The sequence below is a fragment of the Rhizobium sp. FY34 genome (assembly GCF_005222845.1).
Lineage (GTDB): Bacteria > Pseudomonadota > Alphaproteobacteria > Rhizobiales > Rhizobiaceae > Neorhizobium.
In genome coordinates, this window is sequence record NZ_STFZ01000036.1 from 321,983 (window position 1) to 336,388 (window position 14,406).

General features: G+C 60.2%; 12 protein-coding genes. 4 read left to right on the forward strand and 8 right to left on the reverse strand.

Features of this window, described 5'->3' with window-relative positions:
• Positions 1–111: 111 nt before the first annotated feature.
• The 3 genes from E8M77_RS22715 to E8M77_RS22725 are packed head-to-tail and all read right to left on the reverse strand — an operon-like array spanning position 112 to position 4,696.
• Entirely contained in the window at positions 112–2,433 is a 2,322-nt protein-coding gene (locus E8M77_RS22715; protein ID WP_137132880.1) for an LPS-assembly protein LptD, read from the reverse strand.
• Entirely contained in the window at positions 2,433–3,521 is a 1,089-nt protein-coding gene (gene lptG, locus E8M77_RS22720; RefSeq protein ID WP_137132881.1) for an LPS export ABC transporter permease LptG, read from the reverse strand. The genes E8M77_RS22715 and lptG overlap by 1 nt, the downstream gene beginning before the upstream one ends.
• Positions 3,518–4,696, reverse strand: a complete 1,179-nt coding sequence (locus E8M77_RS22725; RefSeq protein ID WP_137132882.1) for an LptF/LptG family permease — start codon at positions 4,694–4,696, stop codon at positions 3,518–3,520. The genes lptG and E8M77_RS22725 overlap by 4 nt, the downstream gene beginning before the upstream one ends.
• A 394-nt stretch (positions 4,697–5,090) precedes the next feature.
• Between E8M77_RS22725 and E8M77_RS22730 the strand changes: the two genes are divergently transcribed.
• The 3 genes from E8M77_RS22730 (at position 5,091) to E8M77_RS22740 (ending at position 7,738) form a co-directional block, all read left to right on the forward strand.
• Positions 5,091–6,581, forward strand: a complete 1,491-nt coding sequence (locus E8M77_RS22730; RefSeq protein WP_137132883.1) for a leucyl aminopeptidase — start codon at positions 5,091–5,093, stop codon at positions 6,579–6,581.
• An 8-nt stretch (positions 6,582–6,589) separates the two neighbouring features.
• Entirely contained in the window at positions 6,590–7,039 is a 450-nt protein-coding gene (locus E8M77_RS22735) for a DNA polymerase III subunit chi (protein WP_137132884.1), read from the forward strand.
• Positions 7,040–7,144: 105 nt separating this feature from the next.
• Positions 7,145–7,738, forward strand: coding sequence for a nitroreductase family protein (locus tag E8M77_RS22740; RefSeq protein WP_137132885.1), 594 nt, complete (start codon positions 7,145–7,147; stop codon positions 7,736–7,738).
• 77 nt (positions 7,739–7,815) lie between these two features.
• Here E8M77_RS22740 and E8M77_RS22745 read toward each other — a convergent pair whose 3' ends face one another.
• The gene (locus E8M77_RS22745) at positions 7,816–8,658 is read right to left on the reverse strand and encodes a polysaccharide deacetylase family protein (RefSeq protein WP_137132886.1); all 843 of its coding nucleotides are present in this window, start codon (positions 8,656–8,658) and stop codon (positions 7,816–7,818) included.
• A 288-nt stretch (positions 8,659–8,946) separates the two neighbouring features.
• On the opposite strand from E8M77_RS22745, the gene E8M77_RS22750 reads away from it, so the two are divergent.
• Positions 8,947–9,351, forward strand: a complete 405-nt coding sequence (locus E8M77_RS22750; RefSeq protein ID WP_137132887.1) for a host attachment protein — start codon at positions 8,947–8,949, stop codon at positions 9,349–9,351.
• Positions 9,352–9,413: 62 nt separating this feature from the next.
• On the opposite strand, the gene E8M77_RS22755 is transcribed toward E8M77_RS22750, so the two are convergent.
• From E8M77_RS22755 to E8M77_RS22770, 4 genes are all read right to left on the reverse strand, one after another.
• Positions 9,414–11,456, reverse strand: a complete 2,043-nt coding sequence (locus tag E8M77_RS22755; RefSeq protein ID WP_137132888.1) for a prolyl oligopeptidase family serine peptidase — start codon at positions 11,454–11,456, stop codon at positions 9,414–9,416.
• Positions 11,457–11,492: 36 nt separating this feature from the next.
• Positions 11,493–11,885 carry a type II toxin-antitoxin system VapC family toxin gene (locus E8M77_RS22760; RefSeq protein WP_137132889.1) on the reverse strand — a complete coding sequence of 131 codons (393 nt, stop codon included), beginning with the start codon at positions 11,883–11,885 and terminating at the stop codon, positions 11,493–11,495.
• Entirely contained in the window at positions 11,885–12,130 is a 246-nt protein-coding gene (locus tag E8M77_RS22765) for a type II toxin-antitoxin system VapB family antitoxin (RefSeq protein WP_137132890.1), read from the reverse strand. The genes E8M77_RS22760 and E8M77_RS22765 overlap by 1 nt, the downstream gene beginning before the upstream one ends.
• Before the next feature lie 226 nt (positions 12,131–12,356).
• Entirely contained in the window at positions 12,357–14,306 is a 1,950-nt protein-coding gene (locus E8M77_RS22770; protein ID WP_246659369.1) for a methyl-accepting chemotaxis protein, read from the reverse strand.
• Positions 14,307–14,406 lie beyond the last annotated feature (100 nt).

The following is a 14,406-nucleotide window of genomic DNA, read 5'->3' on the forward strand; positions in this document are numbered from 1 at the left end:
GCAGGGACGGCCCAAAGGCCGTCCGCTGTCGCGAATTTCAATCTGCCGTTTCGATTGCATACTTCATGCGGCGAAACAATGACGATCCGGGCATGCAGCGTGGCAACCCCGCTATTCGGTCTCTGTCCCGACCGCAATTTCACCGATTGTGCGGAAGGTCAGGCGTGCCGTCACCGTCCAGTCATTGGCGTCGGTGCTGGCCGGTTCATCCGAATAGGCCACAGTGAAGATCGTGCACTCGTCGGCATAGGTGAAGCCAACCCCGCGACGGATCAGGTCATCCCGGTTCATGTCCCAGGTGGCGGTGCCCGTCACGGACCAGTTCTCGTTGATTCGCACCGAGTTGGTCGCCTTCAGATACTCGCTCTGATCCGTGGAACCATATTCCGGCTGCGGGGCAATGTTCGTGTAAACCAGTGATCCGCTGACCCGCGGCAGATTGTAGCTGAACGAAGCATCCGCCCGGCGCAGTTCCAGCGTCTTTTCGTCGAAACGGCCCTGGCCCTGAATACTATAGCCCTTCGGTAGGTCGATGGCCGCCATGGTGACATAGTCCGACACATCGGTCTCCAGGCCCGAATCTGCACCGGCATTGACCAGGTCGGACGTGGCAAAGGAGTTCATACCGGCCAATTGGTAGGACTGGCCGACAATGCCGCGAAGGCCGATGCCATTGTCGAACGAGCCGCTATAGCGAATGCCGACATTGGCGCGCGTACCGCCTTCGGTCCGGTCATAGCCGGAGAACTTGTCGCGCTCGAACAGCGAGGTCGCGTCGAAGACGAAGCTTTGCGCATCCTCGTTGGGCAGTGCGCCGGCGAGCTGCTCGTTGGGACGGGCAAAGATCTGCGCCATAGGCTCGATGATATGCGTGCTGGTCGCGGTCGACATCAGGATCGGGAAGCGGGCCTCCAGGCCAGCGGTGACCATGTAGCGGCTGTTGCCGCTGGAATCTGAGTAGTTTCCGTCATAGCTGACGCCGTTGAATGTTGGTACGCCGGTATCCGTCTGGCGCAGGCCGTCACCCCGCGCGGCCAGAAGCGGTGTCAGCAGCAGCCCCTCGTCACTGGTGAAAGTGCGCTTCCATTCCGCTTCCGAAGTGAAACGGGTGTAGCCGCCTTCGACGCCGCGATAGCGTGTCGAATTGCCTTCCGTGTAGAAATCGTCACGGCTGCGCGACAGATTGGTGAAGTTGGTGGTGATCGAAAATTCACCACCAGCCACCGGGTCCGGCGCGTAATAGGTATAGTCGAGTGACGGGTATACGATGGCCTGCTGCTTTTCGGCGGTGCGCTCGTGGTCAGTGTCCTGAATGTCGAAATAGTAGTTGCGCAGGTCGAAATAGTTCCGGGCGCCGATGCCCGTCAGATAGATCTCATTGGTGTACGGGCTGGCATTGACGCCGTTCAGCCTGTAGGTTTTGGAAAAGTTGTTGTCCGTCTGGGCCATTACGTTCCAGCCGAAGGTCCAGCGCGGATTGATCTCGAATGTCGCGGTCGAGGCGATCATGCCGCGCTGCTCCGCGCGGGCATCGCTGGTTCCCGCGTCGAATGCACTGGGGCTCTTTTGGCTGATGCCGGCAAAGCGCAGCGTATGGTCACCCGTCTCGAAACGGTTGCGGATCTCGCCCTGCAGCAGAAGGCCCTGCTTGGTGTAATAGGTCGGGCTGATCGTCGCGTCCATGCTGGGCGAGAAGACGTGATAATAGGGCACTGTCATGCCGAAGCCGAGCTTGTCGGTCATGGCCATGCGCGGAAACAAGAAGCCGGACTTGCGCTCGACCGTTTCGTCGGGAACCGTGATGAAGGGCAGGTAGCCGATCGGCATGCCAAAGAGCTCAAACCTGGCGTGTTCCAGGCGAATCGTGTGGGACTGGCCATCGCGGATGACGCGCTGGGCCTTCACCTGCCAGAGAGGCGCCTTGCCGGGATTGGCGGCGCAGGGAAGGCAGGCGGTATAGACGCCGTTGTTCAGCACCATCTTGTCGTCGGGAAGTCGTTCGGCGCTTTCACCGATCAGGCGGGTATTGTCGGTCGTCTCCACGCGCAACGCATTGACGAAACCTTCGGAGAAGTTGTCCGTCACATCCAGCGAATCCGCATAGATGCGGTTACCGTCGGGCTCGACGAGTTCGATATTACCGGTCGCCATCACGCGGCCAGTCTTCTGGTCATATTCCACGCGCTGGGCCACCATGCGGTGACGATTGTAAACCAGCTGCACGCCGCCGACAGCGGTCACCCGCTCGGCATCCTTGTTATAGGTAAGTTCGTTCGCCCGCAGGAGCAGTTTTGCTCCGTCGGCGACTTCAGGTGCCAGGGGAGACCCCTGGGCAAGAACGGGAAACGGGTAAGCAACTGCGATACACACAGCCGTGCCGGTCAGCAGGGCCGCAATAAGCCGTCTGATATTCCCGCGGTCAATTACCGCCACTAGCCATCCTCCTGATGAAGCAGAATCGTTGCCCCGAGTGCCATCGCGACGACGACTGGAATCCAGACCGCCACGAAGGGAGGAACAACCCCGCTGCTCCCGAATGCTTTCACAAGCACCGTCACAACATAAAGCACGAAGCCGCAAACGATTCCACCCAGAATCACCGAGCGCGATTGTGCAACGCGGCTGAAGCGGAGGGAAACGGTGGCGGCGATGAGCGTCATTGCCACCAGAAGCAGTGGCAAGGACAAGAGCGAATGAAACTGCGTCTCCAGCGCCTTCGTCGAAATGCCGAATGAGCGCGCTACGTCAATTTTTCTTAAAATGTCAAAGAAAGCAACGGCCTCGGGCTTCGAAAGCGATTCTTCCAAGAATTCCGGCCTCAGATTGGTACGAACCTGCGCCGTAGGAAGGCGCCGGGGTGCGGAGTCGGAGCGGGTTTCCAGCACGTTGTTAAGCTGCCAGTAACCATGCTCCAAGATGGCCGACTCCGCATCCTGGCGAAGGACCACCTGGCCGTTCCTGTCGAAGTGGAACAGCACGACATTATACAGCTGCCGTCCGCCGTTATCGAAGCTCTTCGCACCGATGATCGTGTCGTCATCATCACTGATCTGGCGCAGCCATGGCAGGAAGTTGGATGCCTTGGCTGCATTGCTTGCCTTGCGCCAGTCGGTCTCGATCGAGGTGGCGCGATCCTGTCCCCAGGCCGCCAGCGGATTGAGCACGACAGTCGAGGCGACGCCGACCATGAAGGCACCGGCTATGAACGGCATGGCAAACTGCCAGACAGAAAGGCCTGCGGCGCGTGCGACCACCAGTTCGGAACGTCGATTGAGAGCTATCAGCGTCGTCATGCCGATGAACAGCGTCAGCGTCGGTACGGTCTGCTGGAGAATGAGCGGCAGCCGCAGCGCCGTCATCAGCAGGCCGCCGGGCACGGTATAGCCGACAAAAGCCGACATGCGCCTGCTCGTCTCGCTGAAATCGGCGAGAAAGATGATGCCCGATACGCCGATCATGAACCAGCAGGCGGTCACGATGTAGCGCTTGAAAAAATAGCGGAAGAGGGTCGGGGACATCATGCCGCGCCTCCTGTCGGTCCGGGACCGATCTTTTCAATGCTGGCCTGCGCCTTGCGCATCAAGCGCGCCGTGCGGTTGGTCAGGAAAGCCGGCAATTCAAGCCTTCGATTTGTGGCGAGCATGAAGACGGCAAGCGCGCCGATGCCGACCGGGATGCCGTAGATCAGCGGAACGATGGCAGCATCATAGGTGGCCAGATTGCCGAGATAGAAGGCCAGCCAGCGAATCATGAAGCAGATCGATAGTGCCGCGACCATCGGATGCAGCCGCGCGGCACGGCTTGAGCGGGCGCTCCCGGCGACCACAAGCGATACCAGCGCAAAGACGATCGGCAGGATCCAGTCCGACAGACGGCGATGCAGTTCCGAGCGGAAACTGCCCGGCTGGCTGAGAAAGGTCTTGTCCGTCGGATCCGGGTTGATGAGGAAGGCGAGACTGCGGTCGCTCGCATAGATCGAGGACGTGCCCGTCGATTCGGTCATCGACGACAGATCGAATGCATAGGAGACGAACTTGACGATGGAGATTCGCCCGTCGGCGGACTTGCGATGCACTTCGCCGTCTCGCATCGTCAGCGTCTTGCCGCTCGGATCGATCGAGCCTTCGCGCGCATAATAAATGAGATCCCAGGCCGGGTCACGGTAGTCCACCATGAAGATTCCGATCAGCACACGGCCGGAATGGCGCTCGGAAATCTGCACAAACAGACCATCCTCAATGCTGCGGAACGATTTCTCCTCGATGACCGAAGACAGAAGGTCGGCATAGGCTTCAGCCACCATTTCGCGGGCCCGCACACGTGAGGCAGGCTCGAGAAAATTCGTGGTGATGAAGGACACGCCAGCCATGAGGATGGCGAGTACGATGACCGGCCGGTAGATGATCGAGCGCGCCGCACCGGCGGCATCGATGACAGCGAATTCGGAATCATTGTTCATCGTGTTCAGCGTCTGGGTGACGCCGATCACAATGGCGAACGGCAGAACGACCGGAATGATCGTCGGCAGGATGAAGGTAGCAAGCGTGATGAAGGCACCGATCGACTGGCCGGTGTCGGTCACCAGATTGATTCGCCCAAGCACCTGAATCGTCCAGATGATCGTCAGCACCGGCAACAGGGTCACCAGAAACATCTGGAGCGCGCGCCGAAATATGTACGTTTCGATGATCTTCATTCTGTTCCGGTGGCTGTGGTGCTGCCGACAATATCTGCGGTCTTAAGCAATTTGGAGGAGGATGGCGACAGAGAGGAGCTCACAAAGCTGTGCCCCGCCACCGTTTTTTTTAGCCCTGTGTCATTTTGAAGGTGATGCAGTCTGTGGGCATTCTGAATGTGCCCGCAATCGGTTCGAAACAGGCTCCCTAAAATATGCGCAACGACTGGCCGTGCAATGCCAAACGGGATATGCCTCGCTTCTCGGTGCTCTCTGCCGGTTACTGGCACCCCATCGTGACGAGATCGCGGCGCTCCTGGCGCAACAGGCAATCGGCCCTTGCGCCGAACGCTGGCTGTCCCAGATATGCGATAGACGTCGTTGAAATATCCAGCCTCTGTCTTCCGGAGAAAAAATGTCCTCGAATTTCACCATCCGCTTTGCATCCGCATCCCAACATGAGGCTGACCTCGGTATTCTCCTCACGCTCGTGGGCGATGGCCCTGCCGCCGGTGCAGCCGTGGCCGATCCGGCTGCCGTGATTGCGCGGGCCTCCGGCATTGCCGGCTTTTCGGGCAAGCGGCTGACGGTTCTCGATATCGTCGCGCCGCATCAGTCGCCCTTCGGGCGGCTGGTGGTTCTGGGCTGCGGCAAGGTGGATGACTTGAAATCCTATGATTGGCTGCGCGCCGGCGGCAAGGCCGCCAGCATTTTCAAGCGCGCCAAAAGCGTCACCGTGTTTCTCGATGCGCCCGGTCTGGACGTGACGGCGCAAAAGGCCGCCGATCTGGCGCTCGGCATGTTGTTGCGCGCCTATTCCTTCGATGCCTACAAGACGAAGAAGGCCGATGACGATGACAAGGCGCCTCAATCCATAGATGTAACGATTGTTACTGCCGTTCATGCCGAAGCGGCAGCCGCTTTCGAGGCGGCTCAGGCCGTGGCCGCTGGCGTCAACCTGGCGCGCGAACTGGTCAACCTGCCGCCGAACGTGCTTGGACCCGTCGAATTTGCCGGTCATGCCAAGGCGCTGGAAACGCTGGGCGTCGAGGTTGAGATCCTCACCGAAACCGAGATGCGCGAGCTGGGTATGGGGGCGCTTCTCGGCGTGGCGCAAGGGTCTGCCCGTCCGCCGCGGCTGGCTGTCCTGCAGTGGAAGGGCGGCACGCAAGGCGAAACCCCTGTCGCCTTCGTCGGCAAGGGCGTGGTCTTTGATACCGGTGGCATTTCCATCAAGCCTGCCGCCAATATGGAAGACATGAAGGGCGATATGGGTGGCGCAGCCGCCGTGATCGGCCTCATGCACACGCTTGCTGCCCGCAAGGCCAAGGTGAATGCCATCGGCATTCTCGGTCTGGTGGAAAACATGCCGGATGGCAATGCCCAGCGTCCGGGCGATATCGTCACCTCCATGTCCGGCCAGACGATCGAGATCATCAATACGGATGCCGAAGGCCGTCTCGTGCTGGCGGATGCGCTCTGGTATTGCAAGGAGCGTTTCAAGCCGTCGATCATGATCAATCTCGCCACGCTGACCGGCGCCATCCTCGTGGCGCTCGGCACCCAGCATGCCGGTCTCTTCTCCAACGATGACGAACTGGCCAATGCGCTTCTGGCTGCCGGCGAGGAAAGTGGCGAGACGCTCTGGCGCATGCCGCTCGGTAAGGATTACGACAAGATCATCGATTCGAAATTCGCCGATATGAAGAACAGTGGCGGGCGCTATGCCGGATCGATCACAGCTGCTCAGTTCCTGAAGCGTTTTGTCGGCGATACACCCTGGGCGCATCTGGATGTGGCGGGCACCGCCATGGGCTCACCGCTCAACGAGATCAACCAGTCCTGGGGATCGGGCTATGGCGTACGCCTGCTCGACCAGCTGGTCCGCGATCGTTACGAGGCCTGATCCGGACCATGACCGAGGTTCTCTTCTACCACCTGACCGAATCGAAGCTCGAGGATGCGCTGCCGGCTCTCCTCGAAAAGAGCGTCGAGCGGGGCTGGCGCGTCGTGTTGCAGACGGTGGGGGAGGCACGCCGCGACCTGCTCGACCAGCATCTGTGGACCTATCGCGAGGAGAGCTTTCTGCCGCATGGTACCGATCGTGGGGAGATGCCGGCTGAGCAGCCGGTGCTTCTCACCGTGACCGGAGACAATGCCAATGGCGCGACCGTCCGCTTTCTGGTGGACGGTGCCGAGCCGCCGGATCTGGCTGGTTATGAGCGTGTGGTTTTCATGTTCGACGGCTATGATGCCGCCCAGCTGGAAGGTGCGCGCGCCGAGTGGAAGCGGTTGAAAAGTCAGGGCCACGGCCTGACCTATTGGCAGCAATCGCCGGAAGGGCGCTGGGTCAAGAAGGCGTGAAGCCAGGGCTTTGAAACGCTCGGTGATGATTGCGCCATGGGAAGCTCTTGTGCGGTGCGAAACGGCTTGCTAGCTCATGGCATCGCACAATGGAGCCTTGATCTCATGACCGCACCTATCCGCACCGCCGACCACCCTGTCGCCGATGTCTTTACCGCCCGCTGGTCGCCGCGTGCCTTTACCGAGGCAACGATGAGCGAAGAAGAATTGCTCGGCCTGCTCGAAGCCGCCCGCTGGGCGCCGTCCGCTTTCAACGCCCAGCCCTGGCGCTTCATCTATGCCCTGCGCGGCGATGACGGCTGGCAGCCCATTCTCGACGCCATCATTCCCTTCAACCAGAGCTGGGCGCAGAAGGCCTCGGCCCTGGTCATCGTCGCCAGCGCTACGACTTTCACTGCGCCCGGCAAGACGGAAGCATCCGAGAACGGCAGCCACACTTTCGATGCCGGCACTGCCTGGGGCTATCTGGCGCTGCAGGCGCATATGGCAGGCTTTGCCTCGCATGCCATGGCCGGCTTCGACAAGGCCGCCATGGCCAAGGCCGTGAACCTGCCGGAAGGCCATGTGCTGCATGCAGCCGTCGCCATCGGCAAGCAGGGCGAAGCCTCGCTTCTGCCGGAAGCGCTGCAGGGCCGCGAAATGCCAAGCCCGCGCCTGCCGCTGGCAGAGACTGCGGTACGCGGCGGCTTCAAGGCCTGATAGGTTCCCAAGGACAATGAGATGAACAACGGCCTTCCTTCGGGAGGGCCGTTTTGCGTTCATCCGCAATCAATCACTCAATCGAGCGAAGCCATCATCAGAGACGGTCTTGCCCGGTGCAGGTGGACGACCTTGTAGCCCTCAGCCTTCAATTGCGTGAGAAGCGCGGGCAACATGGCGGCTGTGCGGTTATGGATATCGTGCAGCAGTATGATGCCCTTGCGATGGGCGCGAAGCGCGCTCATCGTGCGTGTGGCGACAGCAGCCGGCGATACGCTGAAATAATCCTTCGAATCGATTTCCACATCGAGCACCACCATGCCTTCGGCTGAGGTTGCGCTGCGAAGCTTCTTCGTATCGGCGAGATAGGGGAAGCGGAAGAAACCGGGCTCCTGGTGCGTGGCAAGGCGCACCGCCTGCTGGCCCTTCTCGATCTCGGCAAGGGCTGCCTCGAAGGACAGGCTGCGCAGGTTCGGATGGCGATAGGTATGACTGCCGATCGCATGGCCGTGGCGCGCCACCAGCTGGGCAATGTCGGGATGCGCCTTTGCCATTTCACCAACCATCAGGAAGGTCGCCTTCACCCCATATTCGTCGAGAATGCCGACGATCTTCTCGGTTTTCTTCGGCATCGGGCCATCATCAAAGGTCAACACGACCTCTTTGTCGCGCAGCACGATGTCGGAGATCGAGGCGACTTCGATTGTGCGCCCGGCAAGCGCTGCGGGATTATTGACCCGGCCCCAGGCGACAGGCGTCAGTGCGACCGGTTGATCGGCATCGAATTTGTCGGTCGCATCGCGAGCCTGCGAGGGCGCAAAGGCTGAGACAAGCGTTCCGCCTTCACCCATGGGGCGACCGGCGCAGGAGGTGAGAAGGCCAGCAAGGACGGCTGCGGCACACAGAACGCGACATGACATGGGGCGGGAACTCTGGATGAAAGGGAATCAACGGGCGAAGGTTGATATACTTTCAACGAACATAGTTAACGCGGAGTATAGGAGGCACTCATTTTAGAGCGTTGCAATAGAACGTCTCCGCAACCAGACAGGACAAGAGTTTGCCGACATCTCCGTCGAGCCGCGCTGGCAGTGGCAATTCTGGCCGGTGAGGGAACACATCGAAGGCTGAAGGGTTACAGTGCCAACTGCACCAGGCAGTGCCATTCCCGCAATGGGTACAGGCGCTCGATACCATGGAGAACTCCGATGCACCTTCCGCAGAACACAGTCATTGCCGTCGCTGACGGTGAAAAGCTCAGCCTTTTCCAGAACGATGGCGATGCCATGCATCCCAAGCTGAAGGCCATGGCATCCGATGAGATCGACGCCTCGACCATTTCGTCCGGCGCCCGCCATCCCAGCAGCGCGGCCAACCCGGATGACCGCCAGCAGAACGAAGATGCCTTTGGCTCCGGTGTTGTTGATATGCTCAACAAGCAGGTCCTGAGCGGCAAGATCAAGAACCTCGTCATCATTGCCTCGCCGCGCACGCTCGGCGAAATGCGCAAGGTCTATCACAAGTCGCTGTCGGATGTGCTGATTGGCGAACTCGACAAGGACCTCACCGGTCATTCGATCCAGGATATCGAAAAGGCGCTGGCTGCGGCCTGATCTCTAACGTTTAAGCGATCCCTTGCACGGCGTTTCAGCCGCCGCGCAAGGGGAAAAGCCGATCAAGCTTTCATGATGGTCTGCCGCAGGAAACTGTAGCCCATGGCCGTGCGGGCGGCCATTTCGGCGGAATTGCCCGCACCTCCGTGTCCGCCAGAGCCATATTCGTGAAACAGCGGCGAATGGCCTGCCTCCTCCAGCGCCTTGGCAAACCGCCTTGCATGCGAGGGATGCACGCGGTCGTCATTGCTGGAGCTTTCGATATAGATGGCAGGGTAGGTGGTATCTGCTGCCGGCCTGATCGTGTGCAGCGGCGAATAGGAGAGCAGATAGGCGCGGTCGGCTTCGTCGTCCGGATTGCCATATTCATCCATCCAGGCCTTGCCGGCCGGAAAGATGTGGAAGCGGGTCATGTCGAGAACCGGCACCCGGCACCAGATGGCGCCGAAATCATCCGGATAGCGCGTCAGCATCACACCCGTCAGCAGCCCGCCATTGCTACCGCCGGTGCAGGCGATGCGCGCCGGTGTCGAATAACCACGCTTGACGAGATCGCGCGAAATCGCGACGAAATCTTCAAATGCCTTGTGCCGCCCGTGGCGCTTGGCGGCTCTGTGCCAATCGGGGCCCAACTCGCTGCCGCCTCGGATATAGGCCTGCACATAGGCGCCGCCCTCCGCCAGAAAACGGCCCGTCACGCCGGAATAGGTCGGCCCCAGCGAGACGGAAAAGCCGCCATAGCCATAGATCAGCACCGGCAGTTCGCCCATGGTCCATGTCTTCGGCAGCACCAGACGATAGGGCACCTTCGTGCCATCCTCAGATACCGCCTCCAGCAGCGTGCTCTGCATGCCGTCCGCATCGAAATAGGCCGGGGCTGATTGCCGCGGGGTAAGCGCCGGCGGCACACGGCGGTCCTGTAGCCGCAGCTCATAGCGGGTCGGCGGCATCAGGAAACCCTGGCCGACCACCCAAAGCGTGTCATCTCCCAGATGAAGGTTTGAAAAGAGGGGCGAGACATAGAGCGATTCAACGCCTGCCGGCAGGTCGATTGCCAGAGGTTCTGCATTGGGTATTGTCAGATCGAGTGCATAGAGGCGCGGCTGCAGCATATCCTCGACGATATAGACGGCCCATTCGCGCAACAGCACAAACTGGCGGATCGAACGGCCAGCGGCCGCCGGCACGAGAGTGCGGCGCGTCTCTTCCAGTGGTGCCGCGCCAAACGGCGTAAACCCCTGCAGCACGAGGCTGCCGGTCGCAACCTCAGCATCGGATTTGGCGTGCCAGAGAATATGGCTGTGGTTGAGGTCGAAATCGATATCCACCGGCAGGTCGAACCGCCGCAACTGTCCGCCTGCATCCTCGGCATGGACACTGGTCTTGCCGATTTCATGGCTGGCAGTAAACACGCGGATCTGTCGTTGCTCCTTGCTGCCCAGTAGAGCGGGATCCAGAACGAAGGCATGGCCGGTCACATCACTTTTGGCCGCCTCATAGAGAATGGCCGCATCCGCCGGGTTCTGGCCGCGCTTCAGGCGCCGCCCCACCCTTGGCCAGCCGGACTGCGTGGCGGAGCGTTCGTCTATCGAGCCGAAATAGCAGATTTCGTCGCGGCTCAGCCAGCTGGCATGGCAGCGAACGGCCGGCGTATCGAAGCCGCCGGGCACGATGCGCTTTTCCTCTGCGTCAAATTCCAGCAGGCGTGTTAGGTCAGATCCGCCGTCAGACAGCATCAGCAGCACGCGCGTCGGCTCCCAGGGGCAGGTCTTCGCGCCGCCGAAGATCCAGCGTTTTCCCTCAGCCACGCAGAAGGCGTCGACGTCGAAGACGGTTTCCCAGGCTGCATCCGGTGTGGCGGGCTGGTCGGCCGGCAGCCGGCGCCACAGGCCCAGAGGATTGTCACGAGAGCGGCGGAAATCAAACAGCCAGTCGCCACGGCGAGACGGCACGATCAGCCGGTCTTCCCGCTCCAGCATGGACTGGATCGCATCGCGGTCCGCTTCAAACTCCGGCGATTGAAGGGCGGTTTCAGACAGGGCGTTGCGCGCGCGCACGAAGTCCAGCGTCTGCGGATCGTCGTCCTTTTCGAGAAAGAGATCCATGGCGCTGCTCCTCTGCAATTGATGACTGACATTGGCTCAGGCGAGGTCCGTCCGGCGAAAATCCTCGCCGACATACAAGAGACCGGCGCCTGCCGCCTTGGCACCTGCATAGGAAAAACAATCACCAAAATTAAGGCGTGCCGGATGACGCCCCTTGCCGAAGCGGGAAAATGCATCGAGCGCGGCGATGGCCGTTTCGCGCGTTGCCGGTAGAATTTCGGCGTTCAGTTCGGCGAGGAATGCCTCGATCAGCGCGGTGGCCTCATCCACGCCAATCTGTCGCTTGCCGGCAAGCACGGAGGTTGCTTCAAACAGCACGGTTGGCGATGTGAAAAAAGGCATTGGGGACGTGGCCAGGGCGGTCGAAATCCGCTCATAGTCCGGCCCATCGAGGAAATATTCAATGATGGCGGATGTATCGAGGAACATCAGACATCGCCCCACATCTCGTCAAGGAATGCCTTCTCATCGAAATTGGGATCGACGCTTCCCATGCTCTGGTAACGCTGCTTGATCCTTGCCAATCGCTCGGCAAGCGGCACCCGCTGCTCCTCCTCGTTCACCACGCGCTCGAGAGCCTGGCGGATGGCGTCCGTCTTGGTCGGGGCCTTGAGGATCTTGCGGGCCTGTTCGGCGAGTTGGTTCACCTGTTCATCGCGCACATAGAGCGGCATGGCGTCACCTCGTGAATATACGCCAAGAAGGTAATGTATATTCAGCGCCACAACAAGGACGGTGCTGGTGGATTGAAATTCATAGTCGATATCCGCTTGCGGAACGCTCGCCGATCAAATGTAGAATTCGAAAATCCCAATAAAATCATGGCATTGATCGTGGTTCCGACATTTGCCCGCGAAAATGCTGGTGAGCGATGCAAATGTCGGAACTATATGCTTGATCTTAACGCGCCCTTGCGCCGCCTGACGCAAGCTTTCGAGATGCAGATGTCGCGGGATTGGTATTGGCCGGCATGGGCTGAAGCCGCCGCTCGCCTTGCTCCAGCTTGAAGCGGGCGATCAGTATGGACAGGTTATAGGCATCATCCGCCAGTCGATTGGTGCCGGCAGTGGTTTCTTCCACCATGGCAGCATTGCGCTGTGTGACCTGGTCCAGCTGGCTGACGGCCGAATTGACCTCCTGCAGACTGCTCGACTGTTCGGCAGATGTCGAGGCGATCTGGTGCACCTCGTCATTGATGCCTTCGACATGCTGGCGGATCTGCGCCAAGGCTTCGCCGGTGGCGGTAACCAGACGCACGCCCGAACCAACCTCTTCGCTGGACTTGGTGATCAGTGCCTTGATGTCCTTTGCCGCACCGGCGGACCGTTGCGCCAGTTCTCGCACTTCCTGCGCAACGACGGCAAAGCCCTTTCCAGCTTCGCCGGCACGCGCGGCTTCGACGCCAGCATTCAGCGCCAGAAGGTTCGTCTGGAAGGCGATCTCGTCGATCACATTGATGATCTGGCCGATCTGACCCGAGGCCTGCTCGATCCTTTGCATGGCCGAAATAGCATCGCCGACGACAGTGCTGGAATTGTCCGTGCTGCGGCGGGCATCATCCACCTTGCGCGTCGCGACTGTCGCACGCTCGGTGGATTGACGAACGGCGGTGGTGATTTCCTCGAGCGCCGCAGAAGTTTCCTCCAGTGCGGCCGCCTGCTGCTCGGTGCGTTTTGCCAGATCGTCGGAGGCCGATCGCAATTCGCCGGAGCCGGAATTGATCTGGTCGATCGAATGCCTGACTTCGCTGATGATGGCGCGCAGCGTATCCATCGTGCTGTTGACATTGTGCTGAAGTTCGGCGAAGGCGCCGGTATAGTGGCCGCGCATGCTGCCGGTCAGGTCGCCATCCGCAAGCAGGCCGATGACGCGACGGGTTTCGCCAAGGCCGGTGTCGATGGATTCGACCAGTTCATTCATAGACCCGGCAAAGGCGTTGAGGTCTGCAAATCCGAAGTCCTGGTTCATGCGCAGGGTGAAATCGCCCTCGACGGCCGCCGCGACCATGCCGCCAATCGCATTGCGCAGATCTTCGCATTTCTGGTGCATACGCTCTTCCTGGGCGTTCAGCGCCTGCACGCGAATGGCGTTTGTCTTGAAGACTTCGACGGCTCCAGCCATCTCGCCGATCTCGTTCTTGCGATCAAGATAGGGTATCTGGATGGTCAGGTCGCTATCGGCCAGTCGGCGCATCAGCCTGGTGATACGTTCGATGGGACGCGATACGTCGCGCGAGACGAAGATCATGGCGGCAATGCCGGCCAGGGCACCGGCTGCCAGCAGGACGGCGTTGCGGATGATCGACTGCCAGAACTGGTCGGCACTGTCTTCGTACATGCGCTTTGCCTCGGCCACGTTCACATCGCGGAATTGATCGGCAAAGTCGTCCATCCGTTCATAGCTCTTGACCATCTCGCCGGTCAGCAGGGCGGAGGCTTCCACTTTCTTGCCGGCGCGGGACAGGGCGACGAGCTGTTCATGCAGCCGTAGATATTCCGCCGAGGCCAGCTTGAAGCCTTCAAACGCGCTGCGCTCCTGCGGCATATGGATCATCGGCTCATAGATCGCCATCCGGTCGCTCAGCTTCTTGACCTCCTTGTCCAGCACCTTGTCGGCTTCATCCAGAGCCTTCGGCTCGGTCGTCAGGATATGACGTGTCTGGAGGCCACGCAGATTGGCGATCGAGATATTCAGCCGGTTGGTGATATCGACGCTTGGAACGGCATCATTGGCCAGACCATCGACATTGGTGAAGATGCCACGCATCGAAGAGAGCGCAAATCCTCCCTGCAAGACCAGGAGCAGCAGCAAAAGTGCAAATGCGGAGGTGAGTGAAGTCTTCAGAGACATTGAACGGAGCATCTTGCCTATCCAGAAAGGGGGCATACCGTCTTCATGACGGCCGGCCCTAAATCCGAGATGAAATGGCACGCATCTGCCACTTCCATGC